Consider the following 26,074-nt stretch of genomic DNA (forward strand, 5'->3'; position numbering starts at 1 on the left):
GAACGGACAACAGCGTCCGATTACCGGACGCCGCTGTCGCCGGAGACCCGGGAGGCGAGATGCCGTACTACCGCAGCGTCGGTGAGCTGCCCCGCAAGCGGCACACCCAGTTCCGCCAGCCCGACGGCAGCCTCTACGCCGAGGAGCTGATGGGCCAGGAGGGCTTCTCCTCCGACTCGTCCCTGCTCTACCACCGGTACGCTCCGACCGCGATCGTGGCCGCCGAGGAGTTCACCCCGCCGGCGTACGCCCGGGTGCCGAACCTGCCGCTCAAGCCGCGCCACCTGCGTACCCACAAGCTGGACGGCGCGGGCGCCGACCCGGTGCTCGGCCGGCGGTACCTGCTGGCCAACGACGACGTGCGGATCGCGTACGTGCTGGCCGACCGGCCGTCCCCGCTCTACCGCAACGCCACCGGCGACGAGTGCCTCTACGTCGAGGCCGGCACGCTGCGGGTGGAGAGCACCTTCGGCGCGCTGGAGGTGGTGGCCGGCGACTACGTGATCATCCCGACCTCGACCATCCACCGGCTGGTGCCGACCGGCGACGTGCCGACCCGGCTGCTCGCGGTCGAGGCGGCCGGGCACATCGGGCCGCCGAAGCGCTACCTGTCGGTGCGCGGGCAGTTCCTGGAGCACTCGCCGTACTGCGAGCGGGACGTCCGCGGGCCGGACGCGCCGCTGCTGGTGGACGGCGAGGACGTCGAGGTGCTGGTCCGGCACCGGTCCCGGGCCGCAGGCCCGGGCGGCAGCGGCTCAGCGTGGACACGTCATGTCTACGCCAACCACCCGTTCGACGTGGTCGGCTGGGACGGGCACCTGTACCCGTGGGCGTTCTCCATCCACGACTTCGAGCCGATCACCGGGCGGATCCACCAGCCGCCGCCGGTGCACCAGACCTTCCAGGGTCCGAACTTCGTGATCTGCTCGTTCGTGCCGCGCAAGGTGGACTACCACCCGCAGTCGATCCCGGTGCCGTACAACCACCACAACGTGGACTCCGACGAGATGCTCTTCTACACCGGCGGCAACTACGAGGCCCGGCGCGGATCCGGCATCGAGCAGGGCTCGATCTCGCTGCACCCGTCCGGCTTCACCCACGGCCCGCAGCCGGGCGCGGCCGAGCGCTCCATCGGGGTCGACTTCTTCGACGAGCTGGCCGTCATGGTCGACACGTTCCGTCCGCTGGACCTCTGCGACGCCGCGGTCGAGTGCGAGGACGACGGCTACGCCTGGACCTGGGCCCGCCGCGGCTGACGTACGCGAAGGGGCCGCGCCCGACCTGGACGCGGCCCCTTTCGGTACGGATCAGAACGTCGAGGCGTCGATCACGAACCGGTAGCGCACGTCGGAGGCGAGCACCCGCTCGTACGCCTCGTTGATCTTGTCGGCTCCGACGACCTCGATCTCGGCGCCGATGTTGTGCTCGGCGCAGAAGTCGAGCATCTCCTGGGTCTCGGCGATGCCGCCGATCATCGAGCCGGCGAACGAGCGGCGGGCCGGGATCAGCGAGAACGCGTGCACCGACAGCGGGTCCTCCGGGGCGCCCACGTTGACCAGGGTGCCGTCCACCGCCAGCAGCGACAGGTACGCGTCCAGGTCGATCTTGGCGCTGACCGTGTTCAGGATGAAGTCGAACGAGCCGGCCAGCTTGGTGAAGGTCTCCTCGTCGGAGGTGGCGTGGTAGTGGTCGGCGCCCAGCCGCAGCCCGTCCTCCTGCTTCTTCAGCGACTGCGACAGGACGGTCACCTCGGCGCCCATGGCGTGCGCGATCTTGACGCCCATGTGGCCGAGCCCGCCGAGGCCGATCACCGCGACCCGGCTGCCCGGGCCGACGCCCCAGTGGCGCAGCGGGGAGTAGGTGGTGATGCCGGCGCAGAGCAGCGGCGCGGCCGCGTCCAGCTCGATGCCCTCCGGGATGCGCAGGGTGAAGTTCTCGTCGACCACGATGGCCTGCGAGTAGCCGCCCTGGGTGGGCTGCCCGTCCCGGCCCACCCCGCCGTAGGTCTGGACGTTGCCCTTGAGGCAGTACTGCTCCAGGCCCTTGCGGCAGTTGTCGCACTCCCGGCAGGAGTCGACCATGCAGCCGACGCCGGCCCGGTCGCCGACGGCGAACTTCGTCACCTCGGCGCCGACCTCGGTGACGATGCCGGCGATCTCGTGGCCGGTGACGATCGGGTAGTTGGTCGGGCCCCACTCGCTGCGTGCGGTGTGGATGTCCGAGTGGCAGATGCCGGCGTACTTGATGTCGATGAGCACGTCGTGCGGGCCGAGGTCACGCCGCTCGATGGTGGTCGGGGTGAGCGGCTCGGTCGCGGAGGTCGCCGCGTAGGCGTTGACGGTCAGCATGATGTGTTCGGTACCCCCGGACCGCGTCGCCCAATACGTACCCTCGGTCACTCCGCCGGGGTCACACGCCCAGCCGGCGCAGGGTGACGAAAACCGCGCCGACCGTGCCGGCGACCGCCGCCGCCAGCGGCCACGGGGTGCCGACCAGCGCGTGCAGCAGCAGCAACACCGGGCCGGCGACGACCGCGTAGACGGCCACCGCCAGCGGGCGGTCGTCCCGGCGCAGCACCGGCAGCACCACCCGGAGCAGGCCGGGCACCCGACGCGCGAGCCACCAGACATACACCGCGGTGCCCACCGCCGCCGCGGCGGCGAACGGCTGGGACGTCCCCGAGCCGGCCAGCACGGCGCTCAACAGGCTGCCGACCAGCGTCCAGAGCCCGCCCCGGAAGACCAGCCGGCGCAGCCCGTCCGGCACGGTCGGCCGGTCCGGCCGCTCGGGCAGCACCGGGGCCAGCGCCGCCACCTGCTCCAGCGCCTCGGCCCAGCGGCGCCGCTCCAGCCGGAGCACCCCTGGGTCGGTGGCGGCCCGGCCCACCTCCGGGTCGAGCCGCAACGCCTCCCGGTAGGCGCGCTCGGCCAGGTCGTACAGGTCCAGCCGGCCGGCGACCAGGGCGAGCACCAGGTGCCCCTGCGGCTCGTCGGGGGCCAGCTCCACCCCGCGCCAGGCCGCGTCCAGCGCCGGCTGGCCGTTGCGCGCGTCGGCCAGGATCGCCGCGCCGGCCCGCTGGGCGTACGCGTCACCCGGCGCGCCGCCCAGGATCCGCTCGGCGGTGCGGGCCGCCTCGGCGAACTCCCGCAGGTCGGCCAGCGCCAGCCCGCGCAGCACCAGCGCGGTCATCGCGTCCGGTGTCACCGCCAGGGCGGCGTCGGCCGCGGCGAGCGCCTCCCTGGGCCGGCCGGCGGCGAGGTGCACCCGGGCCAGCAGGGTCAGCGGCCGTTCCGTGCCCGGTTCGAGGGCCAGCCCGAAGCCCAGCTCCTCGACCGCCTCGTCGTACCGGCCCAACTCGGCGAGCAGCTGCGCCCGGTCGAGGTAGCCGTCGGCGGCCGACCGGTCGGCGTCGCTGCTCACCGCTCGTCCGCGGCGTCGTAGACCAGGGCCACCGCGATGCCGGTCAGCCCCTCGCCGCGCCCGGGGAAGCCCAGCCCATCGGTGGTGGCGGCGGAGACGGTGACCGGGGCGCCCACCGCCGCGGAGAGCACCCGCTGGGCCTCCTCCCGGCGCGGCCCGATCTTGGGCCGGTTGCCCACCACCTGCACCGAGACGTTGCCGATCGCGAAGCCGGCGGCGCGCACCCGGCGGGCCGACTCGGCCAGCAGCGCCACCCCGGAGGCCCCGGCCCACTCCGGCTGGCCCACCCCGAAGTTCGCCCCGAGATCGCCGAGCCCGGCGGCGGAGAGCAGCGCGTTGCAGGCGGCGTGCGCCACCACGTCGGCGTCGGAGTGGCCGGCCAGCCCATCCTGGTCGGGCCAGTGCAGGCCGGCCAGCTGGCAGGGCCGGCCCGTCTCGAAGGCGTGCACGTCGACGCCGACCGCGACCCGAGGAACGATCATGAGCCGAGGGTACGCGTCAGGCGCCCGCGGCCAGTAGCTGCTCGGCCAGCGCGAGGTCGAACGGGCGGGTGACCTTCAGCGCGTACTCCGAGCCGGGCACGCAGCGCACCGGCACGCCGAGCTTCTCGACCAGACCGGCGTCGTCGGTCAACGGGTCGCCGGCTGTGGCGTGGGCGGCGGTCAGCACCTCGCGGCGGAACCCCTGCGGGGTCTGCACCGCGCGCAGCGCCGACCGGTCGACGGTGCCCAGGACGACCTCGCCCGCGCCGACCTCCTTGATGGTGTCGACCACCGGCAGCACCGGGATCACCGCGTCGGAGCCGGCGCGGACCGCGGCGGCCACCGACTCGACCAGCTCGGCCGGGGTGAGCGCGCGGGCGGCGTCGTGCACCAGCACGATGCCCGGCCCGGGCGGGACGGCGGCGAGGGCGGCCGCCACGGAGGCCTGCCGCTCGGCGCCACCGGGCACCACCAGCACCGGCGCCACCGGGGCGAGCAGTTCCCGGACCGCCTGGACGTCGGCGGCCGGGGCGGCCACCACGATGGTGTGCACCGAGGGCGCCGCCGCGATCCGGCGTACCGCGTGCACCAGCAGCGGCTCGCCGCCGAGCAGGCGCAGCGCCTTGGGGCCGCCGGGGCCGAGGCGTACGCCGGCGCCGGCGGCAGGAACAAGGACCGCGACGTCACCGCGCGGATTGAGCTGCGCGGTCACGTCGCGGTCCTCGTGATTTCTTCGGGTCGGCTGGGACGACGATGCTGTGAACTCAGGCCTCGGTCAGGACCTTGTCGAGCAGCGATTCCGCCTCGTCCTTGGTGCTCTTCTCGGCCAGCGCGACCTCGCCGACGAGGATGTCGCGCGCCTTGGCGAGCATGCGCTTCTCACCCGCCGACAGGCCCCGCTCCCGCTCCCGGCGCCACAGGTCGCGGACGACCTCGGCGACCTTCAGCGGGTTGCCGGAGGCCAGCTTCTCCAGATTCGCCTTGTAACGCCGCGACCAGTTGGTCGGCTCCTCGGTGTGCGGTGCACGGAGCACGTCGAAGACCTTACCCAGGCCCTCTTCGCCGACCACCTCGCGGACGCCCACGATCTCGGCGTTCTCAGCGGGCACCCGGACGGTCAGATCACCCTGCGCGACCCTCAGGACGAGGTACTCCCTGGGCTCGCCCTTGATGACCCGAGTCTCGATTGCCTCGATGAGTGCGGCCCCGTGGTGGGGGTAAACAACGGTCTCGCCGACACTGAAAACCATAGGTTCGAAACCCCTTTCGCTGTGTCTAGGGTAACACGCTCAGGCACCGATGTCTCACCGCTACCCTGACCGTTGGCGCAGCTCAGAGGCCCTGTGAGAGGTACTTCTTCAGCTTGACAGGCGGCCAAACCGATGGTTCGAACACGCTCCGTGAGCAACGGATGACCGCCCGGTACGGGTGATCGGAGCGTGGATGTCTCGGGCTATGCGCTCCTTCCATGGTAACCCGGTGTCGGCTACCCCGCCCAGGTGTAGCGGGAGGAGGGGCCGGTGCGGGACGCTGGGGGCGCACCGCCGTCCGCTCGCCGCGACGCCTTCCGGAGGTCCGATGGGCATGCCTGACGCCGAAGGCCACGGCCCGCCAGAAGGGCTGCCCGACCTGCCGCCGGAGTGGGGCCGGGTGGTCGTGCCGGACGACGCCTCGGAGCTGGCCGCGGAGGCCGAGCAGCTGCGCCGCGAGCTGCACGGCAGCGCCCGGCCCGGCCGCCGGCGCCGGCTGTCCTGGCTGCTCACCGGCCCGGACGGTCGGCTCCCGGCCGGACTGCCGGTGCTGATCATGCTGGTGGCGCTGTTCACCACGCTGGGCGGCCTGGCCGCGGTGACCTGGCCGCGCCCACTCCGGGTCGCCGACCGGCCCACCGTGGTGCCCAACCCGGCCGAACCCACCCCGCTGGCCGGGCGCCCGCTGCCCGCGCTCGACCTGATCGACGCCGACCAGACGCCGGTTCCGCTGCGCGGGCTGCTGCCCACCATGATCATTCTGCTGGACGCGTGCGCCTGCGCCGAACAGGTCGGGGCGGCGGCCGCGGCGGCGCCGGCCGGCGTCCAGGTGGTCACGGTCAGCGGCCGCCGTACCGTCGGCGACACCCCCACCGCCGCCGCCCGGGTCCGCCCGCTCGCCGACCCGGCCGGCGGGCTGCGCGCCGCACTGCGCCTGGCCCCCCGCCCCGGCACCGCGCCCGCGCTGCTGGTCGACCGGGACGGCACCGTGATACGGGTGCTGCCCGCCCTGGGCGCCGCGGACGACTACCGCGCCGACCTCGCCCGGCTGGCCGGCTGACCCGGCCGGTCAGGGCACCGCGACCAGTTGCGCCTGCACCTCGACCGCGCCCGGCCCCGCCGCGGCCAGGTCCAGCCGCAGCGGCTGCGGCTGCGCGGGCAGCTCCAGCTCGGCGAACCCGCCGTCGCAGGCGACCCGCCGGTGCTGCGGCAGCCGCCCGTGCCAGATCGACACGGACAACACCCCGGGGCCCGAGCAGCGGTACTGAAACAGGTGCGCGGCGCCGTCGGCCAGCGACTCCCGGCGCACCGGCGGCCGGCCGGGGACCAGCACCAGCCGGTCCCGCCACAGCGTGTCGGTGAACCAGGGCAGGCCGACCGCCGGGTCGCCCAACTCCCCCTGCACCCCGGTCGCCTCGAGCACCCGGCCGTCGGCGCCGACCCGGACCCGGACGGCCGTGCCGCCCGGCCGCGCCGCCACCAACTCGTCCCGGAGCACCTCCGCCGGGTCGGCCGGCCGGGTGGCGCCCGGGGCGGGACCGGTGACCGGGGCGGCCTCCCGCCACCACCAGCCGCCCCCGAGCACGACGAGCAGGGCGGCCGCGACCAGCACGCCGCCGTGCAGCCGGTCCTCCGCCTCGCTGGTCACCGACGCCACCTAACCGTCGACGCGTTCCAGCAGGGCGGCGTAGAGGGTGAGGCCCGGGCCGAAGGCGAGCATCACCACCCGCTCCGGGGGCGACGCCGACCGCAGCAGCCGGTCGAGGATCAGCAGCACCGTCGGGGACGAGCAGTTGCCGTGCTCGTCGAGCGTCGCCCGGGAGGCCGACATGGCCTCCGGCGGCAGGCCCAGCTCCCGCTCCACCACGTCCAGGATGCGCGGGCCGCCCGGGTGCACGGCCCAGCCGTCCACCTGCGCGACCGTCGTGCCGTGCCGGGCCAGCAGGTCGTCGACCAGCCCCCGCACGTGCGCGGAGAGCACCTTCGGCACCTTGGGCGACAGCCCCATCCGGAAGCCGGTGTCGGTGACCTCCCAGGTCATGTGGTCGGCCGTCGAGGTGTCCGTCACCGCCGCGACCTCGCGCAGCGCGTACCCGGGGGACGCTCCGGGCACCAGCGCCAGCGCCACCGCGGCGTCGGAGAAGAGCGCGTGCGAGACGATCTGCTGGGTGTCCTCCCGAGCCGACTCCGGCTGGATGTGCAGGCTGGTCAGCTCCGCGCAGAGCAGCAGCGCCGGTCGGCCCCGCGCGGCCACGAAGTCACTCGCCGCGCCCAACCCGGGCAGGGCGGCGTAACAGCCCATGTGCCCGACGAACATCCGCTGGGTGCCCGGGGCCATGGCCAGGTCCCGGGCGAGCATGATGTCCAGCCCCGGCGTGGCGTACCCGGTGCAGGAGCAGACCACGAACAGGCCGACGTCCCCGGCGGACAGGCCGGCCGCGGTGAGCGCCCGGCTCACCGCCTCCTTGCCCAGCGGCAGCGCCTCGACCTGGTAGCGCCGCATCCGGCGCTCGGTCGGCCACTCCGAGACGTCCTCCAGCAGCGGGTTGACCGCGGCCTGCCGGCGGGACACCCCCGAGTTGGCGAAGATCCGCTGACCCAGCGCCCTCGTGGTGCCGGAGAGTCGCTGGGCGAAGAACCCCTCCCAGAGCTCGCCCTGCTCCGCCGACGGCGGATGGGCCGTACCCAGCCCCGCGATCACTGGCAGCGACATGTGCCCACCTCTCGTCCGTCCACCACGCACTCCGCGATCGCGTCCGTCCGGGGCGCGGCCGTCCGATCCGCCCTCGCCCGCGAGGGGTGGCACCGGCGGCTCGCCCGCAGCGCGTGCACCGTCATGTCGCCCCCTTCTCGGCGTTCCAGTACCCCGACCGGCTCCGACTACCCGCGTCGGACGCCACGTCCCTGATAGAGCACGGCGGTCGACCCGGTCGGCCGGATCATCGCCCCGGCCTCCGCCCGGCTCGGCGCGGCGCCCCGGGCCCGCCGGGCCAGCCAGGCCACCGTGCCGCGCAGGCTGGGCCGGACCCCGCGGACCCGCAACGTCACGCCGTGCCGGGCGCACTCGGCGACCAGCTCGCGGTCGTCCACGAACAACCGTGGATCGTGGATGCCGCGTGGCACCGTCGGCAGCCGCTCACCGATGTGGACGGCGACCAGCCGGCTCAGCGCGGTGTCGTTCAGGGTGTCCAGCACCAGCAGCCCGCCGGGGCGCAGCAGCCGGCACGCCTCGGCGACCGCGCGCCGCCAGTCGGGCACGTGCTCCAGCACCTCGCCGGCGGCCACCACGTCGGCACAGCCGTCGGCCAACGGGACCGCGGTGGCGTCCCCGTTGACCACGGTCACCCCGTGGGCCGCGGCCTGCTCCAGCGCGGAGCGGGTCAGGTCGACGCCGACGTGCCGGTAGCCCTTGCCGCTCAGGTGCGGGGCCAGCAGGCCGGCGCCGCAGCCCAGGTCGACCAGGAGCGCACCCGGGCGGGTGGCCGGCGGGACCAGCGCGGCCCGGGCCCGGGCCAGCCAGTGCAGCATGGCGAACGCGCCGTCGGGCCGCCACCACTCACCGACCAGGTCGTCGTACTGTCGGGGGTCGTTGGGGGCCAGCACGCGACCACGGGTGGTGACCGGACCGTTCCGCATGGGACCGAGCGTGACACGACCGGCGGGTAACGACCAGACTTCCCTTATGTCGTCCACGGTGTTAGGGCTGGTCAGAGCGAGCCATCCGGAACCGGTCGCGCTGGTCACCACGGTCGCCGGGCTGTTGGCCTGGGGCGTCGGCCACCCATCGTCCGGTGTGGCGGCGGTCGCCGGCACGGTGCTGGCCACCCAGCTCGCCGTCGGCTGGACCAACGACGCGCTGGACGCCGGGCGGGACCGGTTGGTCGGGCGTACCGACAAGCCGGTCGCCGCCGGCGCGGTCGGCCGGCGCACGGTGGCGGTGGCCGCGGCGCTGGCCGCGCTGGCCTGCCCGGTGGTGGCGGCGTCGACCACCACGCTCCCGGCCACGATCTGGATCACCGTGGCCCTGGTCTCCGCCCTGCTCTACGACTGGCCGCTGAAGTCGACGCCCTGGTCGGTGCTGCCGTACGCGGTGTCCTTCGGGGCGCTGCCCGCCTTCGTGGTGCTCGCGCTGCCCGGGGCGCCCGCGCCGCCGGTCTGGCTGGTCGCGGCCGGCGCCCTGCTGGGAGCCGGCGCGCACTTCGCGAACGTGCTGCCCGACCTCGCGGACGACGCGCGGACCGGGGTGCGCGGGCTGCCGCACCGGCTGGGCGCGGCGGGCAGCCGGGTGGCCGCCGTCGCGCTGCTGTTCGCGGCGACCGTCACCCTGGTCCTGGGTCCCCCCGGGCCGCCGAGCTGGACCGGCCTGTCGGCGGTCGCGGCCGCCGCGGCGGCGCCGGCCGTCGGCTGGTACGCCGGACGCGCCGCGGGCCGGTCCGGCGGCCGGCCGGTGGCGGCCTTCCGGGCGGTCATGGTGGTGGCCCTGATCGACGTGGTGCTGCTGGTGACGAGCGGTCGGGTGGTCTGACCGGCCCCGGCCGGGTGGCAACCTCGGGTCGGCGTGCGGCCCTCGATCAGCCCCCACTACCCTGGAGCGCGGTCTGCGCGGGTATGACCACCCCGTGCCCGGGGTACGGCCGGGAGGGGATCGTGACGAGGAGGACCGACGTGACGCGCTCGATCAGGGGTTCCCGGCGGACGGCGCTGCTGCTGTCCGGCGTGGCGGCCGCGACCGCCCTGCTGGCCTCCGGCTGCGGGTCGGGGCAGGTGGCCGAGACGTCCCTCAAGGAGGCGTCGGTCCAGGGCGTGAGCGCGCAGACCGCGGACAACGTCTTCAAGGTGCGCGGCCTCTACGTCGAGTACCCGGGCGGCCAGGACTACCGGGCCGGCGCCAACGCCCCGCTGAACACCGTGATCTACAACGACTCGCCCGACCCGGTGACGGTCACCGTCACCACCCAGGGCGCGCGGCAGGTCGTGCTGACCGGCACGGCCGGCTCGCCGGCGGCCACCGCCTCGGCGAGCGCCTCGCCCTCGGGGAGCGCCTCGCCGTCGGCCGGCGCCTCCGAGAGCACCTCGCCGACCCCGAGCGCGCCCACCACGGCGAACCTCACGCCGTCCGGCAGCGCCTCGCCGTCGGCGACCGGGTCGGCGTCGGCCAGCCCGTCGGAGAGCGCCGCCGCGCCGGCCGGTGAGCCGGCCCGGATCGAGATCCCGGCCCTCGGCTACGTGCAGCTCAACGTCCAGGGCGGCCGCTACCTGCAGCTGGTCGGCCTGAACGAGGAGCTGCGCTCCGGCCAGCAGGTGGACCTCACCTTCGACTTCGGCAACGGTCGGACGATCAGCACCGCCGCCCCGGTCGGCGTGCCGCTCACCCCGGCCCCGCAGGTCTCCCCGATCATCACCCGCGAGGGTGGCGAGGGATCGAGCGAGGAGGGCAGCTCCGGCCACGGCGGCTGACCGCTCCGGCCGACGCGTACCGCCGACACCGCCGGCGTGGTGACCACCACGCCGGCGGTGTTTTCGTCGTACCTGGGGGTTAGCGTCCTGGGATGACCACCTCCCGATCGACCCCGGCGCGGGCCGGCGCGGCGTCCCGGGGCCGGGCCGCCCGCGAGCCCCGCCCGGCGTACGAGTGCGACGCCTGCGGCCACCAGCCACCGAAGTGGGTCGGGCGCTGCCCGGAGTGCGGTGAGTGGGGCTCGGTGGTCGAGTGCACGGTCACCGGCCCGACGGTCTCCGGGCGGGTGGTCAGCTCCCGGATGCCGGCCGAGCCGGCCCGGCCGATCGCCACCATCAGCGCCGCCCCGGCCCGGGCCCGGCCCACCGGGGTGAGCGAGCTCGACCGGGTGCTCGGCGGCGGCCTGGTCCCCGGCGCCGTGGTGCTGCTCGCCGGCGAGCCCGGGGTCGGCAAATCCACCCTGCTGCTCGACGTCGCCCAGCAGTGGGCGGCCGGGGCCGGCAGCCCGTCGCTGGTGGTCAGCGGCGAGGAGTCGGTCAGCCAGGTGCGGCTGCGCGCCGAGCGGATGGGCACCCTGCACGACCAGCTCTTCCTGGCCGCGGAGAGCGACCTGGGCGCGGTCCTCGGCCACCTGGACGCGGTCAAGCCGGGCCTGCTGGTGCTCGACTCGGTGCAGACCATCTCGACCACCGGCACCGAGGGGGTGCCGGGCGGCGTCACCCAGGTGCGCGCGGTCACCGCCGCCCTGGTGTCGGTGGCCAAGGAGCGCGGCATCGCCACCGTGCTGGTCGGCCACGTCACCAAGGACGGCCAGGTGGCCGGCCCCCGGGTGCTGGAGCACCTGGTCGACGTGGTGCTGCACTTCGAGGGCGACAAGCACTCGTCGCTGCGGATGGTCCGCGGCGTCAAGAACCGGTTCGGCGCCGCCGACGAGGTGGGCTGCTTCGAGATGCACGAGGGCGGGATCAGCAGCCTCGCCGACCCGTCCGGGCTCTTCCTGACCCGCTACTCCGAGCCGGTGCCGGGCACCTGCGTGACCGTCGCCATGGAGGGCCGGCGGGCGCTGGTCACCGAGGTGCAGGCGCTGATCGGCGCGACCGTGGCCGGCTCGCCCCGGCGGACGGTCTCCGGGCTCGACGGGGCCCGGCTGGCGATGGTGCTCGCCGTGCTGCAGCGCCGCACAGAGCGGCTGACGCTGCACGACCGGGAGGTCTTCGCCGCCACCGTCGGCGGCATCCGGGTGGTCGAGCCGGCGGCCGATCTGGCGGTGGCGCTGGCCGTCGCCTCCGGCGGGCTCAACCTCGCGATCGCGCCGAACCTGGTGGCGATCGGCGAGGTCGGGCTCACCGGCGAGGTGCGCCGGGTGGGCGCGGTGCCCCGGCGGCTCGCCGAGGCGGCCCGGCTCGGCTTCCGGGTGGCCCTGGTCCCGCCCGGTTGCGGCCCCGGCAGCACCGGCGTCACGCCGGAGAACATGCGGGTGATGGAGGTCACTGACGTGCGCGCGGCGCTCCAGTGTGTCGCCCGTGCTTCCGCCGAGTGACCGACCGTGCATCCCCGGCCGGCGCCACCCACCGCATATCGGACACCGCCCCCCACCTCCGGCGGGGCGGCAGAATCCGACGCCGTGACACATCACAGTAACCACGACAGCACCCACCGCACGGCAGTCCGTAGACTGTGCGCGTGCCGATCGACCGCGAGACCACCAAGCCCGCCGGCGCGACGCCCCACGCCCGCACCGGCGGCGTGGGTTCGCCCGCCCGCCCGATCAGCGTGAGCGTGTCCGCCGGCGCCGGTGGCGCCGCTGACCCGCTAAGGGCCAACCTGGCGCTGATGGCGCCCGGCACCGCCCTGCGGGACGGGCTGGAGCGGATCCTGCGCGGTCGCACCGGCGCGCTGATCGTGCTCGGCTACGACAAGGTGGTCGACCAGATCTGCACCGGCGGCTTCCCGATGGACGTCGAGTTCTCCGCCACCCGGGTGCGCGAGCTGTGCAAGATGGACGGCGCCGTGGTGCTCTCCAGCGACGGCACCCGGATCGTCCAGGCCGGCGTGCACCTGATGCCCGACCCGTCCATCCCCACCGAGGAGTCGGGCACCCGGCACCGCACCGCCGAGCGGGTGGCCCGGCAGACCGGCTACCCGGTCATCTCGGTCAGCCAGTCGATGCGGATCATCAGCCTCTACGTCAACGGTCAGCGGCACGTGCTGGACGACTCCGCGGCGATCCTGTCCCGGGCCAACCAGGCGCTGGCCACCCTGGAGCGCTACAAGCTGCGGCTGGACGAGGTCTCCGGCACGCTCTCCGCCCTGGAGATCGAGGACCTGGTCACCGTCCGGGACGCGGTCGCCGTGGTGCAGCGACTGGAGATGGTCCGCCGGATCGCCGACGAGATCGCCGGTTACGTGGTCGAGCTGGGCACCGACGGTCGGCTGCTCGCCCTCCAGCTCGACGAGCTGATGGCCGGCGTGGACGCCGACCGCACCCTGGTCATCCGGGACTACCTCCCCGCCGGTCGCAAGCCACGCACCCTGGACGAGGCGCTGGTCGAGCTGGACCTGCTCGGCGCCACCGAGCTGATCGACCTGGTCGCGGTCGCCAAGGCGATCGGCTACCCGGCCGCCTCGGACGCGCTGGACGCGGCGGTCAGCCCGCGCGGCTTCCGACTGCTGGCCAAGGTGCCACGGCTGCCGGCGTCCATCGTCGACCGGCTGGTCGTCCACTTCGGCAGCCTGCAGCGGCTGCTCGGCGCCACCGTCGAGGACCTACAGGCCGTCGAGGGGGTCGGCGACGCCCGGGCCCGGGGCGTACGGGAGGGGCTGTCCCGGCTCGCCGAGGCATCCATCCTGGAGCGCTACGTCTGAGCCGACGAGCCGGGCGCCGAACGGCTCCTGGCTCTGCCCGGACGGGCTCCGGGCTGGCCGGCTCCGGCCCGGCCGGCGGGGTCAGCCGGTGATGACGAGGCTGACCGGGTCGCTGAGCTTGGAACCGACCCGGGCGAAGACCTGGTACGTCCCGGCGGCCGGGTTGGGCCCCGCGGCCACCCCCAGGGAGCAGCGGCTGGTGTCCATCCCGTTCCAGGTGAGCTGGTAGGACCGCTCGAACCCGGGGGTGAACGACTGCACGTCGTGGCCCTTGCCCGTGCCGCAGGTGTCCGACGACCAGACCCGCTCCGCGCCCGACTTGACGAACAGCTCCTGCAGGTCGGCGCCGACGTCCCGGCTACAGGTCCGCTGCGAGGTGTTCCGGATCTTCAGCCCGAGGTCGACCGGTGCGCCGCGCTGGACGCGGGACGGCGTGGCGACCGGGGTCACCGCGATCTCGGCGTCCGTGCAGGTGCCGTCGTCCGTGGCGGGCGGGGCGGAGGGCGCGTCGACCGGCGGCACTGTGGTCGGGTCGGCGGTCGGCGTCGTACCCGCACCGGTGGCCGGCGCCGTCGAGCCACCCGGTGTCGCGGTCCCGGTCGGCGGGTCGGCGGCACCGGGCGCCGTGGCCGTCGGCTGCGCCGCGGGCGACGACGGGGTGGACTGCGCCCCCGGTGTGGTCGTGGTGCCACCCGGCTGGTTGCAGGAGTAGAGCAGGACAATCAGGAACAGAAGCCCCGCTCCGAGTACGACGGCGCGACGCCGCCAGTACACGGCGGATGGCAGGGGACCGACCGTCAGACGCATGATGCCCCCACCGTAGCCGGGCCCCGCCGCACGGTCCGCCGCGACGCGCCGGAAGCCCGCGGGATCACCGCGGCCATCCTCCACTCACGACGGTCGAGGTGGTGGTCACAGGTAGACCTGGCGCTGGTAGACGGCGTGTGCGCCGGCCACCCGGTCGAGGAAGAGCAGGCCGGCGCAGTGGTCGATCTCGTGCTGCAACGCCCGCGCCTCGAACCCGTCGGTGACCAACCGGACGGCCTTGCCGGACCCCGGCACGACACCCTCGACCACGAGCCGGCTGGCCCGCTTGACGTCACCGGTGAGGTCGGCCACCGACATGCAGCCCTCCCGGCCGGCCTTCCACCGGGTCGCCTCGACCACGTGTGCGTTGCACAGCACGAAGACGCCGTGCACGGTCACCGCCTTGGGGTGCCCGGTGACGTCGACGGCGAACACCTGGGCGCTCACCCCGATCTGCGGCGCGGCCAGGCCCACGCAACCCGGCGACACCCGCATCGTGGCGACCAGGTCGGCGGCGAGACGTACCGTCTCGTCGGAGGTCGGGTCGACCTCCGGGCCGGGCCGGCTCAGCACCGGCGCGGGAGCGGAGACCACCGGGCGCACCTCGCCCGGCAGGCCCAGCGCATCCGGGGTCCAACCGCCGAGGCCGGTGTACTCCGGCTCGTTGCTCGCGCTCACAGGGCCGCCTTCGTTCGCGACTGCGGGGCTCGCAAACCCGGCTCACTCCTCGCGCTCACAGGGCCGCCTTCGTTCGCGACTGCGGGGCTCGCAAACCCGGCTCACTCCTCGCGCTCACAGGAGATCCGGGTCGGCGGGGCGCAGGGACACCTCGACACCCAGGTCGGCGGCGACGCGGGTGAGCCGTCCGGCCAGCTCGTCGGCTCGGCCGGGCGGCAGGTCGACCTCGGCCACCACCACGTACAGCGAGCCGGCCAGGCGGGTGCTCAGGTCGGTCACGTTGCCGCCCGCCTCGGCGAGCACCCGGGTCACCGCCGCCACGATGCCCAGCCGGTCGGCACCGTGCACCGCCATCACGTACGGCTCGCCGGGGGGCGCCGCCTCACCGTCCGGTGTGACCGCCCGTACGGTGGCCAGCAGCTGGCCCTCGGCGGCGAGCGGGGCCAGCGCGGCCTCCACCTCGGCGGCGGCCGGGCCGACGCAGATCAGCGTCATCGCGAAGTGGCCGCGCAGCCGGGTCATGGTGGAGTCGGTGAGGTTCGCGCCGACCCGGGCGAGCACCTCGGCGACGTCGGCCACGATGCCGGGACGGTCCGGGCCGATGACGGTGATCGCGAGCTCGTTCATCCGGGCATTCTGTCCCATCCTGCGGACGGTCCGGCGGCGCCCCGCCCCGCCCGCCCAACCTGCGGGACACCGGCCCGTGACATCATCGGCGACGCGATGACTGAGCCGACCTTCGCCACCCTCGTCAGCCGGTGGTACGAGCAGCACGCCCGCGACCTGCCATGGCGCGAGCCCGGGATCGGGGCGTGGCCCATCCTGGTCAGTGAGGTCATGCTCCAGCAGACCCCGGTGGTGCGGGTGCTGCCCGCCTGGCGGGCCTGGCTGGCCCGCTGGCCCGACCCGGCCGCGCTGGCCACCGACACGCCGGCCGAGGCGATCCGGATGTGGGGCCGGCTGGGCTACCCGCGCCGGGCGGTGCGGCTGCGGGACTGCGCGGTGGCGATCGCGGAACGGCACGGCGGGGCGGTGCCGGAGCAGCTCGACCAGCTGCTGGCGCTGCCCGGCATCGGGACCTACACGGCTCGGGCGGTCGCCGCGTTCGCGTACGGGCAGCGGCATCCGGTGGTGGACACCAACGTCCGGCGGGTGGTGTCGAGGGCGATCGCCGGTGAACCGGACGCCGGGCCGACGACCCGCCCGGCTGACCTGGTCGCCTGTGAGGAGCTGCTGCCCGTGGAGCCGGCGGCCGCCGCGCTGGCCAGCGCCGCGTTCATGGAGCTCGGCGCGATGATCTGCACCGCCCGTTCCCCGCGCTGCCCGGACTGCCCGGTGGAGTCGGTGTGCGCTTGGCGCGCCTCCGGTCAGGCCGCCCCGACCGGCCCCACCCGCCGCCCCCAGCGGTACGCCGGCACCGACCGGCAGGTACGCGGGCTGCTGCTCGGGGTGCTGCGGGACGCCACCGGCCCGGTCCCGCACCAGCGCCTCGACCAGGTCTGGCACGACGACGTGCAACGCGCCCGCGCCCTGGCCGGCCTGGTCAAGGACGGCCTGGTCGAGCCGGTAACCGACACCTCATACCGCCTCACCGGCGACACCCCCACCCCCACCCCCACCTCGCCGATCTAGGGATAGTCGCTGTCAGTTGATCTCCTCCAACGACAACTACCCCTAGATCGACGAGGCAAGGGCGAGGCGCGGGGGCGGCGCGGCGGGGGCGGGAGGGGTGGGGGGCGGGAAAGGCGACGGCCCCGGTGGCTCTCGCCAACCGGGGCCGTCGCCCTGACTACAGCTGTCGACGTTACGCCGCCGCGTCGTCCGCTCCCGTGGTGGCGGCGCCACCGAGGTCGGCCGGGACGGCGTCCGGCACCTCGGCCGGGCGGTCCGAGCCGCGGAAGACCAGCTTCGACTTGTCGATGTCCTCCGGGTCGCCCTCGCAGTCCACCACAACGATCTGACCCGGGGTCAGCTCGTTGAAGAGGATCCGCTCGGAGAGGTTGTCCTCGATGTCGCGCTGGATCGTGCGACGCAGCGGCCGCGCGCCCAGCACCGGGTCGAAGCCCTTCTTGGACAGGTACTTCTTGGCGTTGTCGGTCAGCTCCAGGCCCATGTCCTTGTTGCGCAGCTGGCCCTCGATCCGCTGGATCATGATGTCCACGATCTGGAGGATCTCGTTCTGGCGCAGCTGGTGGAAGACGATGGTGTCGTCGATCCGGTTCAGGAACTCGGGCCGGAAGTGCTGCTTGAGCTCGTCGTTGACCTTCTGCTTCATCCGGTCGTAGGTGGACTCGGAGTCCTCCGACTGCTGGAAGCCCAGCGACACCGCCTTGGCGACGTCACGGGTGCCCAGGTTGGTGGTCAGGATGATGACCGTGTTCTTGAAGTCCACGATCCGGCCCTGGCCGTCGGTGAGCCGACCGTCCTCCAGGATCTGCAGCAGCGTGTTGAACACGTCCGGGTGGGCCTTCTCGATCTCGTCGAAGAGGACCACCGAGAACGGCCGACGCCGCACCTTCTCGGTCAGCTGGCCGCCCTCGTCGTAGCCGACGTAGCCGGGAGGCGCGCCCACCAGCCGGGAGACCGTGTAGCGGTCGTGGAACTCGGACATGTCCAGCTGGATCAGCGCGTCCTCGGAGCCGAAGAGGAACTCGGCGAGCGCCTTGGACAGCTCGGTCTTACCGACACCGGACGGGCCGGCGAAGATGAACGAGCCGGACGGGCGCTTCGGGTCCTTCAGGCCGGCCCGGGTCCGCCGGATCGCCTTCGAGACCGCCTTGACCGCGTCCTCCTGGCCGATGACGCGCTTGTGCAGCTCGTCCTCCATGCGCAGCAGGCGCGAGGTCTCCTCCTCGGTCAGCTTGTAGACCGGGATGCCCGTCCAGTTGCCGAGCACCTCGGCGATCTGCTCGTCGTCGACCTCGCTGACGACGTCCAGGTCACCGGCCTTCCACTCCTTCTCCCGCTGGGCCTTCTGGCCGAGCAGCTGCTTCTCCTTGTCGCGCAGCTGGGCGGCGCGCTCGAAGTCCTGCGCGTCGATCGCGGACTCCTTGTCGCGACGCACCTGGGCGATGCGCTCGTCGAAGTCGCGCAGGTCCGGCGGCGCGGTCATCCGGCGGATCCGCATCCGGGCGCCGGCCTCGTCGATCAGGTCGATCGCCTTGTCCGGCAGGAAGCGGTCGGAGATGTACCGGTCGGCGAGCGTCGCGGCGGCCACCAGGGCGGCGTCGGTGATGCTCACCCGGTGGTGCGCCTCGTAGCGGTCCCGCAGGCCCTTGAGGATCTCGATGGTGTGCGCCAGCGACGGCTCACCCACCTGGATCGGCTGGAAGCGGCGCTCGAGCGCGGCGTCCTTCTCCAGGTGCTTGCGGTACTCGTCGAGCGTGGTGGCGCCGATGGTCTGCAGCTCACCCCGGGCCAGCATCGGCTTGAGGATGCTCGCCGCGTCGATCGCGCCCTCGGCGGCGCCCGCACCCACCAGGGTGTGGATCTCGTCGATGAACAGGATGATGTCGCCGCGGGTGCGGATCTCCTTGAGCACCTTCTTCAGGCGCTCCTCGAAGTCACCGCGGTAGCGCGAGCCGGCGACCAGGGCACCGAGGTCGAGGGTGTAAAGCTGCTTGTCCTTCAGCGTCTCGGGCACCTCGCCCTTGATGATCTTCTGGGACAGGCCCTCCACCACGGCGGTCTTGCCGACGCCGGGCTCACCGATCAGGACGGGGTTGTTCTTGGTACGGCGGGAGAGCACCTGCATGACCCGCTCGATTTCCTTCTCGCGCCCGATCACCGGGTCGAGCTTGCCCTCGCGGGCGGCCTGGGTGAGATTGCGGCCGAACTGGTCCAGCACCAGGCTGGTGGACGGCGCGGCCTCCCCCGGGGTGGCGCCGGCCGCGGCCGGCTCCTTGCCCTGGTAGCCGGAGAGGAGCTGGATCACCTGCTGGCGGACCCGGTTCAGGTCGGCGCCGAGCTTGACCAGCACCTGGGCGGCGACGCCCTCACCCTCGCGGATCAGGCCGAGCAGGATGTGCTCGGTGCCGATGTAGTTGTGGCCGAGCTGCAGCGCCTCGCGCAGCGACAGCTCCAGCACCTTCTTGGCCCGCGGCGTGAACGGGATGTGCCCGCTCGGCGCCTGCTGACCCTGGCCGATGATCTCCTCGACCTGCTGGCGGACGCCCTCGAGGGAGATGCCGAGACTCTCCAGGGCCTTGGCCGCTACGCCCTCACCCTCGTGGATGAGGCCCAGCAGGATGTGCTCCGTACCGATGTAGTTGTGGTTGAGCATCCGGGCCTCTTCTTGGGCCAGGACGACAACCCGTCGCGCTCGGTCGGTGAACCGCTCGAACATGCCCTCGTGCTCCTCACGTGCCGTGCGCCTTGACAAGATCTTGGCGGGGCCGGTGCTCGAACGCCCGGGACGGGCGTCCGTGCCTCCTTACTCTATCGCCGCCGACCGTCTCCGCTGAGGTCGTGTCTCCCCGTGCTGAGCGGTTCGGACGTCGTTTTGACCAACCATCCGCGCTCAGGAGGTGTTCCGGGACCCCTGGCTGTACGCGCAGAGCGAAATTCGTGCGGTCGCCCGGCGGGGTCCGGCGGCACGGTGGCCCGTCCACAGGCTGTGGACGACTCTTCCACCAGCTGTGGACAACCTTCCGAGGGGCGGGATTCTTCCCGCCCCCCGCCCGGAGTGCGCCGCCGGCGGTAAAGCCGACCGGAAAGGCGACGGAAAGGGGTGGCCGATACGCGGCGACGCCGGCCCGGAGTCGCGCTCCGGTCCGGCGTCGTGTCGCCGCCGAGGGGTCAGCGGGTGGCGTGGTACTCGTCCACGATCTCCTGCGGGATCCGGCCCCGGTCGGAGATGTCCTTGCCCTTGCCCTTGGCCCACTCCCGGATCGCCTTGTTCTGCTCCCGGTCGGCGGTGGCACCGCCCCGGCCGCGGGCCGCCCGGCCGCCCACGACCACGCCGCCCCGACCCACCTTGTTCCCGTGCGCCGTGTACTGCGCAAATGCTTCGCGCAATTTCTTGGCGTTGGAACTCGACAGGTCGATCTCGTACTGAACGCCGTCGAGGGCGAACTTGACGGTCTCGTCCGCGTCCCCACCGTCCAGGTCATCGACCAGCTTGTGAATGATCTGCTTGGCCACGTCCCACATTCCTTTCGAGCAGGGTGCTCCTGCAATGGGAGCACGATAACCCCCCCGATGCTTGTTCCGTCAATAGGATGCGGTAACGAGCCGGAGAAGAACTTGCCGGGTCACTCCGGCCGGACCAACGGGAAGAGGATCGTTTCCCGAATTCCCAGACCCGTGAGGGCCATCAGGAGCCGGTCGATTCCCATTCCCATGCCCCCGGCCGGGGGCATTCCGTACTCCATCGCCCGGAGAAAGTCCTCGTCCAGCCGCATGGCCTCGTCGTCGCCGCGGGCGGCCAGCTGCGCCTGGGTGACCAGCCGCTCGCGCTGCACCACCGGGTCCACCAGCTCGGAGTACGCGGTACCCAGCTCGAAGCCGAGCACGTAGAGGTCCCACTTCTCGGCCAGTCCCGGCTCGGTGCGGTGCGCCCGGGTAAGCGGGCTGGTCTCCTCCGGGTAGTCGCGTACGAAGGTGGGTGCCTGCAGGCCCGGGACGACCAGTTCCTCGAACAGTTCCTCGGCGAGCTTGCCCGCACCCCACTTCGGGTCGACCGAGAGGCCCACCTTGTCGGCGTACTCGGTCAGCCGGGCCCGGTCGGTGTGCACGGTGACCTCTTCGCCGAGCGCCTCCGAAAGCACCCCGAACAGGGTCACCGAGCGCCACTCGCCGCCCAGGTCGAACTCCCGACCGTCGGCGTGGGTGACCACCGTCGAGCCGCTGACCGCGACCGCCGCCCGCTGCACCAGATCACGGGTCAACGCGGCCATGCTGTCGTAGTCGCCGTACGCCTGGTACGCCTCGAGCATGGCGAACTCGGGCGAGTGGGAGGAGTCGATGCCCTCATTACGGAAGTTGCGGTTGATCTCGAAGACCCGGTCGACGCCACCCACCACCGCCCGCTTGAGAAACAGTTCCGGCGCGATTCGCAGGAACAGATCGGTGTCGAGCGCATTGCTGTGGGTCACGAATGGGCGGGCCGCCGCGCCGCCGTGCAGCAACTGGAGCATCGGGGTCTCGACCTCGATGAATCCCTGCCCGTGCAACGAGTCCCGCAGGCTGCGCACGGCCGCCGCCCGGGTGCGGACCATCTGCCGCGCCTGCGGGCGGACGATCAGGTCCACGTAGCGCTGGCGGACCCGGGCCTCCTCGCTGAGCGGCTTGTGCGCCACCGGCAGCGGGCGCAGCGCCTTGGCGGTGACCGCCCACTCCCGGGCCAGCACCGACAGCTCGCCCCGGCGGCTGGTGATCACCTCACCGGTGACGCCGACCAGGTCACCCAGGTCGACCAGGCGCTTCCAGTCCTCCAGCCGCTCGGCGCCCACCCGGTCCAGGGAGAGCATCGCCTGCAGCTCGGTGCCGTCGCCGTCGCGCAGGGTGGCGAAGCAGAGCTTGCCGGTGTTCCGGACAAAGATCACCCGGCCGGTCACCGAGACCTCGTCGCCGGTCGCCGTGTCGGTGGGCAGCTCCGCGTACCGGACCCGGACCTCCGCCAGCGTGCTGGTGCGCGGGAAGCCGACCGGGTACGGCGCCACGCCGTCGGCGAGCATCCGGTCCCGCTTCTCCCGGCGGACCTTCATCTGCTCCGGAAGGTCGTCGGCGGGGTCGACTGGCACGGCGTTCTGCTCGCTCACGGCACGCTTCCTCAGAAGGGAGATATCGGCGGGGTCAGTCCCCGAGCGTACTCACCGGCCCAGGTGGCCGTTACGGGATAACCTGCCCGCCATGACCGACCCCACTCAGGCGCTCTCCTTCGGTGCCGCAGCCGCGGAGTACAACCGGTTCCGCCCCCGCTATCCGCGCGCGGCGGTGGCCTGGGCGCTGGCCGACCTCGAACCGCCGGCCCGGGTGGTCGACCTCGGCGCCGGCACCGGAATCCTGAGCCGTGAGCTGCTCGGCCTCGGCCACGAGGTGCTGCCGGTGGAGCCCGACCCGGGGATGCGCGCCCAACTGGACGAGGCCACCTCAGGCGTCACGGCACTGGCCGGTACGGCCGAGTCGGTGCCGCTGGGCGACGGCGTGGCGGACGCGGTGCTGGTGGGGCAGGCGTACCACTGGTTCGACCGGGACCGGGCGCACGCCGAGATCGCCCGGGTGCTGCGACGGAACGGGACCTTCGCCCCGATCTGGAACATCCGTGACGACAGCGTCGAGTGGGTCACCGAGCTGGGCCGGATCGCCCACCTGGGCGACAACGCCGCCGACCTCACCGAGCGGATCACCGACTTCGGACCAGAGTTCGGCCCGGTCGAGCGGGCCGAGTTCGACCACCACACCACCCTGACAGCGGACGAGGTCGTCGGACTCGTCCGCACCCGCTCGTACTACCTGACCGCAGCGACCGACGATCGGGAGCGGGTCGACCGCGAGCTGCGCGACCTACTCGCCACCCACCAAGACCTGACCGGGCGAGAGACGTTCGACCTGCCGTACCGCACGCTGGTCTTCAGATCCCGACGGACCTGAACCACCGACGGGTTTCCGGGCAGCCCGGCCGGCGCAGGGATCAAGCCTGACCGCCCGGAGCCGGCCGGGCTGCCCGGAAACCCCCGCCGCAGAAACCGGTCAGACGTTCCGCTCGTACACCATCCGCAGGCCGATCAGGGTGATCATCGGCTCGTGGTGGGTGATGGTGGCGCACTCGCCGATCACCACCGAGGCCAGGCCGCCGGTGGCGATCACCGCCTTCACCTCGCCCAGCTCCTCGGTCATCCGCTCGACGATCCGGTCCACCTGCCCGGCGAAGCCGAAGTAGAGGCCGGACTGCAGGCACTCCACGGTGTTCTTGCCGATCACCGAGCGCGGCTTGGTGGCCTCCACCTTGCGCAGCTGCGCGGCCCGGGCGGCGAGCGCGTCGAAGGAGATCTCGATGCCCGGCGCGAAGGCCCCGCCGAGGAACTCGCCCCGGCCGGAGATCACGTCGAAGTTGGTGGTGGTGCCGAAGTCGACCACGATCGACGGGCCGCCGTAGAGGGTGTACGCCGCGAGCGTGTTCACCACCCGGTCGGAGCCGACCTCCTTCGGGTTGTCGATGGCCAACTGCACCCCGGTGCGCACGCCCGGCTCGACGATCACGTGCGGCAGGTCGGCGTAGTACCGGGCCAGCATGGCGCGCAGCGAGCGCAGCGCCGCCGGCACCGTCGAGCAGGCGGCCACCCCGGTGATCTCCACGTTGTCCCCGGCTAGCAGCCCGCGGAACATCAGGCCCAGCTCGTCCGCCGTGGACCGCGCGTCGGTCTTGATCCGCCAGGAGTGCACCAGCTTGTCGCCGTCGAAGGTCGCCAGCACGGTGTTGGTGTTCCCGATGTCGATGCAGAGCAGCACGCTCGCAGCCTAGACGCCGCCCACGGCGGCCGAGCGCGAGGAGTGAACCCGCCCGGCTCAGCCTTCCCGCAGGTCCAGGGCGATGTCCAGGATCGGCGAGGAGTGGGTCAGCGCGCCCACCGAGATGAAGTCCACGCCGGTCGCGCCGTACTCGGCGGCCACCTCGAGGGTGAGCCCGCCGGTGGCCTCCAGCTCGGCCCGGTCGCCGACCTCCGCCACCACCGCGCGCAGGGTGGCGGGTGACATGTTGTCCAGCAGCAGGAAGTCCGCGCCGGCCTCCACCGCCTCCACCGCCTCGGCGGGGGTGTCCACCTCCACCTGCACCGGCACGTCCGGGAACGCCGCCCGGACCCGCCGGTACGCCGCCGCCACGCCGCCCGCCGCCAGCTTGTGGTTGTCCTTGATCATGGCGACGTCGTGCAGGCCCATCCGCTTGTTGGTGCCGCCGCCGGCCCGGACCGCGTACTTCTCCAGCGCCCGCAGGCCGGGGGTGGTCTTGCGGGTGTCCAGCACCATCGCCTTGCTGCCGGCCAGCGCGTCCGCCCAGGCCCGGGTGTGGGTGGCCACCCCGGACATCCGGCAGAGCAGGTTCAGCGCGGTCCGCTCGGCGGTCAGCAGCAGCCGGGTCGGGCCGGTCACCGTGGCCAGCACCTCGCCGCGCGCCACCCGCGCGCCGTCGCGCGCCACCACCGACACCTCGACGGTACGGTCCGACCCGGTCACCTCGCCCACCAGCTCGAACGCCGCCGCGGCCACGGCCAGCCCGGCCACCACCCCGTCGGCGCGAGCCACCAGGTCGGCGGTGTCGGTCTGCTCCGCCGGGATGGTGGCCACGCTGGTCACGTCGAGGAAGTCCGGGCCCAGGTCCTCGGCGAACGCGTCCACGATCACCCGGCGGACCCGCTCCGGGTCCAGGCCGGCCGCCCGCAACGCCCGCTCAGTCGACTCGGTCATAGGAGTTCCTCCCACCGCTGGGTCACCCGCTGTCCGGCCCCGATCGACTCGACCAGGTGGCCGCGCCACCGCTCGTCGGCCGTCGGGAAGTCCTCCCGCCAGTGGCAGCCGCGGGTCTCCTGCCGGGCGTACCCGGCGGTGACCAGGGTGGACGCCACGGTGAGCAGGTTCGTCGCCTCCCAGTCGGCGGTCCGCGGGGTGCCCCGCCGCTGGCCGATCCCGGTCAGCGTGGCGGCGGTCGCGGCGAGGGTCTCCGCCGAGCGGAGCACCCCGGCGCCCATGGTCATCGCCCGCTGCAGCGCCGGGGTGCCGTCCGCCGGCACCACCCAGCCGGCGCCGCCCAACCAGGCGCCGATCTGCGCCGGCTTCGCCTGCTCGGGCAGCCCGGCGGCGATGTCCTCGGCGATCCGGCGGGAGAAGACCAGCCCCTCCAGCAGCGAGTTGCTGGCCAGCCGGTTCGCGCCGTGCACGCCGGTGCAGGCCACCTCGCCGCAGGCGTACAGGCCGGAGATCGAGGTGCGGCCGCGCAGGTCGGTGCGGACACCGCCGGAGGCGTAGTGGGCGGCCGGGGCGACCGGGATCAGGTCGACCGCCGGGTCCACCCCGATCGCCAGGCAGGACGCCACGATGGTCGGGAACCGGCCGGCCAGGAAGTCGCCGCCGAGGTGCCGGGCGTCCAGGAAGACGTGGTCCGCGCCGGTGGCCAGCAGCACCCGGTGGATGCCCTTGGCCACCACGTCCCGCGGCGCCAGCTCGGCCAGCTCGTGCTGCCCGACCATGAACCGCTTGCCGTCCGCGTCGACCAGGTGCGCGCCCTCGCCGCGCAGCGCCTCGGACACCAGCGGCTGCTGGGCCAGCCCGGCGCCGGGCACCCGGGCGTGCTCCGGCACGATCAGCGCGGTCGGGTGGAACTGGACGAACTCCACGTCGGTGACCGCCGCACCGGCCCGCAGCGCCAGCGCCACCCCGTCGCCGGTGGAGACCGCCGGATTGGTGGTGGCCGAGAAGACCTGCCCCATCCCGCCGGTGGCCAGCACCACCGCCCGGGCCAGCAGCGCGCCCACGCCGTCCTCGCTGCCCTCGCCGAGCACGTGCAGGGTGATGCCGCAGGCCGGGCCGAGCCCGTCCGGGCCGTCGCCGGGGGCGCGCAGCAGGTCCAGCACCAGGGCGTGCTCGACCAGCCGGATCCACGGGTCCCGGCGGACCGCCGCGTGCAGCGCCCGCTGCACCTCCGCCCCGGTGGCGTCGCCGCCGGCGTGCACGATCCGGTCGGCCCGATGGCCGCCCTCCCGGGTGAGCATCAGCGAGCCGTCCGGGTTCCGGTCGAACTCGGCGCCGATCCGGATCAGCTCGCGCAGCCGGGTCGGGCCCTCCTCGACCAGCGCCCGCACCGCCGCCGGGTCGCACAGGCCCACGCCGGCCACCTCGGTGTCGTACGCGTGCGCGGCGGGGCTGTCCGACGGGTCGAGCACCGCGGCGATGCCGCCCTGCGCCCACCGGGTCGAGCCGTCGTCGATGTTGACCTTGGTGACCACCGTGACGTGCAGGCCCGCCTCGCGCAGGTGCAGCGCGGCGGTCAGGCCGGCGACCCCGGAACCGACCACGATCACGTCGGTGGTCTCCACCCAACCGGGCGCGGGCGCGGCCAGCAGGCTGGGCAGGGCCGGCAGGTCGACGGTGGGAAGGTCCATTCCCACAGTCAACCCGAA

25 protein-coding genes are annotated in these 26,074 nt (G+C 73.6%); 8 read left to right on the forward strand and 17 right to left on the reverse strand.

All coding sequences use genetic code 11. The features are described 5' to 3' along the window. Positions 1-59: 59 nt before the first annotated feature. The gene (locus ACFY3U_RS15530; protein ID WP_387201099.1) at positions 60-1,256 is read left to right on the forward strand and encodes a homogentisate 1,2-dioxygenase; all 1,197 of its coding nucleotides are present in this window, start codon (positions 60-62) and stop codon (positions 1,254-1,256) included. A 51-nt stretch (positions 1,257-1,307) separates the two neighbouring features. Here ACFY3U_RS15530 and ACFY3U_RS15535 read toward each other — a convergent pair whose 3' ends face one another. The 5 genes from ACFY3U_RS15535 to ACFY3U_RS15555 all read right to left on the reverse strand — a co-directional run bounded on the left by ACFY3U_RS15535 (position 1,308) and on the right by ACFY3U_RS15555 (position 5,152). Then, positions 1,308-2,348 (reverse strand): NAD(P)-dependent alcohol dehydrogenase, encoded by a 1,041-nt coding sequence (locus ACFY3U_RS15535; protein WP_387201102.1) that lies wholly within the window; start codon positions 2,346-2,348, stop codon positions 1,308-1,310. A gap of 61 nt (positions 2,349-2,409) precedes the next feature. Continuing rightward, positions 2,410-3,420: a tetratricopeptide repeat protein gene (locus ACFY3U_RS15540; RefSeq protein WP_387201105.1), complete on the reverse strand. Its 1,011-nt coding sequence runs from the start codon at positions 3,418-3,420 to the stop codon at positions 2,410-2,412. Next, positions 3,417-3,902 carry a 2-C-methyl-D-erythritol 2,4-cyclodiphosphate synthase gene (ispF, locus tag ACFY3U_RS15545; RefSeq protein WP_387201108.1) on the reverse strand — a complete coding sequence of 162 codons (486 nt, stop codon included), beginning with the start codon at positions 3,900-3,902 and terminating at the stop codon, positions 3,417-3,419. Before ispF ends, ACFY3U_RS15540 begins: the two co-directional genes overlap by 4 nt. A gap of 16 nt (positions 3,903-3,918) precedes the next feature. Beyond that, a complete protein-coding gene (gene ispD / locus ACFY3U_RS15550) occupies positions 3,919-4,614 on the reverse strand; it encodes a 2-C-methyl-D-erythritol 4-phosphate cytidylyltransferase (RefSeq protein ID WP_387201111.1) in 696 nt (231 codons plus the stop codon). A gap of 52 nt (positions 4,615-4,666) precedes the next feature. After that, a complete protein-coding gene (locus ACFY3U_RS15555; RefSeq protein ID WP_091610855.1) occupies positions 4,667-5,152 on the reverse strand; it encodes a CarD family transcriptional regulator in 486 nt (161 codons plus the stop codon). A 328-nt stretch (positions 5,153-5,480) separates the two neighbouring features. On the opposite strand from ACFY3U_RS15555, the gene ACFY3U_RS15560 reads away from it, so the two are divergent. After that, positions 5,481-6,212, forward strand: coding sequence for a hypothetical protein (locus ACFY3U_RS15560; RefSeq protein WP_387201114.1), 732 nt, complete (start codon positions 5,481-5,483; stop codon positions 6,210-6,212). A 9-nt stretch (positions 6,213-6,221) separates the two neighbouring features. Here ACFY3U_RS15560 and ACFY3U_RS15565 read toward each other — a convergent pair whose 3' ends face one another. From ACFY3U_RS15565 to ACFY3U_RS15575, 3 genes are all read right to left on the reverse strand, one after another. Then, the gene (locus ACFY3U_RS15565) at positions 6,222-6,800 is read right to left on the reverse strand and encodes a hypothetical protein (RefSeq protein WP_387201116.1); all 579 of its coding nucleotides are present in this window, start codon (positions 6,798-6,800) and stop codon (positions 6,222-6,224) included. Between the two features lie 9 nt (positions 6,801-6,809). Then, positions 6,810-7,865, reverse strand: a complete 1,056-nt coding sequence (locus tag ACFY3U_RS15570) for a type III polyketide synthase (RefSeq protein WP_387201119.1) — start codon at positions 7,863-7,865, stop codon at positions 6,810-6,812. A 167-nt stretch (positions 7,866-8,032) separates the two neighbouring features. Then, positions 8,033-8,788, reverse strand: a complete 756-nt coding sequence (locus tag ACFY3U_RS15575; protein WP_387201122.1) for a methyltransferase domain-containing protein — start codon at positions 8,786-8,788, stop codon at positions 8,033-8,035. On the opposite strand from ACFY3U_RS15575, the gene ACFY3U_RS15580 reads away from it, so the two are divergent. The 4 genes from ACFY3U_RS15580 (at position 8,787) to disA (ending at position 13,475) form a co-directional block, all read left to right on the forward strand. Then, positions 8,787-9,677, forward strand: a complete 891-nt coding sequence (locus ACFY3U_RS15580; protein WP_387201125.1) for a UbiA family prenyltransferase — start codon at positions 8,787-8,789, stop codon at positions 9,675-9,677. The genes ACFY3U_RS15575 and ACFY3U_RS15580 overlap by 2 nt on opposite strands. A 140-nt stretch (positions 9,678-9,817) precedes the next feature. Further along, positions 9,818-10,609 (forward strand): hypothetical protein, encoded by a 792-nt coding sequence (locus ACFY3U_RS15585; protein WP_387201127.1) that lies wholly within the window; start codon positions 9,818-9,820, stop codon positions 10,607-10,609. 92 nt (positions 10,610-10,701) lie between these two features. Next, positions 10,702-12,150, forward strand: a complete 1,449-nt coding sequence (gene radA / locus ACFY3U_RS15590) for a DNA repair protein RadA (RefSeq protein WP_387201130.1) — start codon at positions 10,702-10,704, stop codon at positions 12,148-12,150. Positions 12,151-12,293: 143 nt separating this feature from the next. Beyond that, complete coding sequence (gene disA / locus ACFY3U_RS15595) at positions 12,294-13,475, forward strand: DNA integrity scanning diadenylate cyclase DisA (RefSeq protein ID WP_387201132.1); 1,182 nt, start codon at positions 12,294-12,296, stop codon at positions 13,473-13,475. Between the two features lie 81 nt (positions 13,476-13,556). Here disA and ACFY3U_RS15600 read toward each other — a convergent pair whose 3' ends face one another. The 3 genes from ACFY3U_RS15600 to ACFY3U_RS15610 all read right to left on the reverse strand — a co-directional run bounded on the left by ACFY3U_RS15600 (position 13,557) and on the right by ACFY3U_RS15610 (position 15,587). Further along, positions 13,557-14,282, reverse strand: a complete 726-nt coding sequence (locus ACFY3U_RS15600) for a hypothetical protein (RefSeq protein ID WP_387201134.1) — start codon at positions 14,280-14,282, stop codon at positions 13,557-13,559. Positions 14,283-14,387: 105 nt separating this feature from the next. Further along, a complete protein-coding gene (locus ACFY3U_RS15605; RefSeq protein WP_387201137.1) occupies positions 14,388-14,960 on the reverse strand; it encodes a peptide deformylase in 573 nt (190 codons plus the stop codon). A gap of 114 nt (positions 14,961-15,074) precedes the next feature. Then, a complete protein-coding gene (locus ACFY3U_RS15610; RefSeq protein WP_387201139.1) occupies positions 15,075-15,587 on the reverse strand; it encodes a glycine cleavage system protein R in 513 nt (170 codons plus the stop codon). Positions 15,588-15,683: 96 nt separating this feature from the next. Here ACFY3U_RS15610 and ACFY3U_RS15615 point away from each other — a divergent pair, with 96 nt between their 5' ends. Continuing rightward, positions 15,684-16,592: an A/G-specific adenine glycosylase gene (locus ACFY3U_RS15615; RefSeq protein ID WP_387201142.1), complete on the forward strand. Its 909-nt coding sequence runs from the start codon at positions 15,684-15,686 to the stop codon at positions 16,590-16,592. 172 nt (positions 16,593-16,764) lie between these two features. On the opposite strand, the gene ACFY3U_RS15620 is transcribed toward ACFY3U_RS15615, so the two are convergent. The 3 genes from ACFY3U_RS15620 to lysS all read right to left on the reverse strand — a co-directional run bounded on the left by ACFY3U_RS15620 (position 16,765) and on the right by lysS (position 21,721). Next, positions 16,765-19,305 carry an ATP-dependent Clp protease ATP-binding subunit gene (locus ACFY3U_RS15620; protein WP_387201145.1) on the reverse strand — a complete coding sequence of 847 codons (2,541 nt, stop codon included), beginning with the start codon at positions 19,303-19,305 and terminating at the stop codon, positions 16,765-16,767. A 452-nt stretch (positions 19,306-19,757) separates the two neighbouring features. Further along, on the reverse strand, positions 19,758-20,102 hold the full coding sequence (locus tag ACFY3U_RS15625) for an Lsr2 family protein (protein WP_387201148.1): 345 nt from the start codon (positions 20,100-20,102) through the stop codon (positions 19,758-19,760). A 110-nt stretch (positions 20,103-20,212) separates the two neighbouring features. Further along, positions 20,213-21,721, reverse strand: coding sequence for a lysine--tRNA ligase (lysS, locus tag ACFY3U_RS15630; protein ID WP_387201150.1), 1,509 nt, complete (start codon positions 21,719-21,721; stop codon positions 20,213-20,215). A 91-nt stretch (positions 21,722-21,812) separates the two neighbouring features. Between lysS and ACFY3U_RS15635 the strand changes: the two genes are divergently transcribed. Further along, complete coding sequence (locus tag ACFY3U_RS15635; protein ID WP_387201153.1) at positions 21,813-22,553, forward strand: class I SAM-dependent methyltransferase; 741 nt, start codon at positions 21,813-21,815, stop codon at positions 22,551-22,553. Positions 22,554-22,652: 99 nt separating this feature from the next. Here ACFY3U_RS15635 and ACFY3U_RS15640 read toward each other — a convergent pair whose 3' ends face one another. Genes ACFY3U_RS15640 through ACFY3U_RS15650 form a run of 3 tightly spaced genes read right to left on the reverse strand, consistent with a single transcriptional unit; the run spans position 22,653 to position 26,056 of the window. Continuing rightward, positions 22,653-23,411 (reverse strand): type III pantothenate kinase, encoded by a 759-nt coding sequence (locus tag ACFY3U_RS15640; RefSeq protein ID WP_387201156.1) that lies wholly within the window; start codon positions 23,409-23,411, stop codon positions 22,653-22,655. A 57-nt stretch (positions 23,412-23,468) separates the two neighbouring features. Then, complete coding sequence (nadC, locus tag ACFY3U_RS15645) at positions 23,469-24,365, reverse strand: carboxylating nicotinate-nucleotide diphosphorylase (protein ID WP_387201159.1); 897 nt, start codon at positions 24,363-24,365, stop codon at positions 23,469-23,471. Beyond that, the gene (locus tag ACFY3U_RS15650; RefSeq protein WP_387201162.1) at positions 24,362-26,056 is read right to left on the reverse strand and encodes an L-aspartate oxidase; all 1,695 of its coding nucleotides are present in this window, start codon (positions 26,054-26,056) and stop codon (positions 24,362-24,364) included. The genes nadC and ACFY3U_RS15650 overlap by 4 nt, the downstream gene beginning before the upstream one ends. Between the last annotated feature and the right edge of the window lie 18 nt (positions 26,057-26,074).

Source organism: Micromonospora sp. NPDC000089 (genome assembly GCF_042899365.1).
Classification (GTDB): domain Bacteria; phylum Actinomycetota; class Actinomycetes; order Mycobacteriales; family Micromonosporaceae; genus Micromonospora.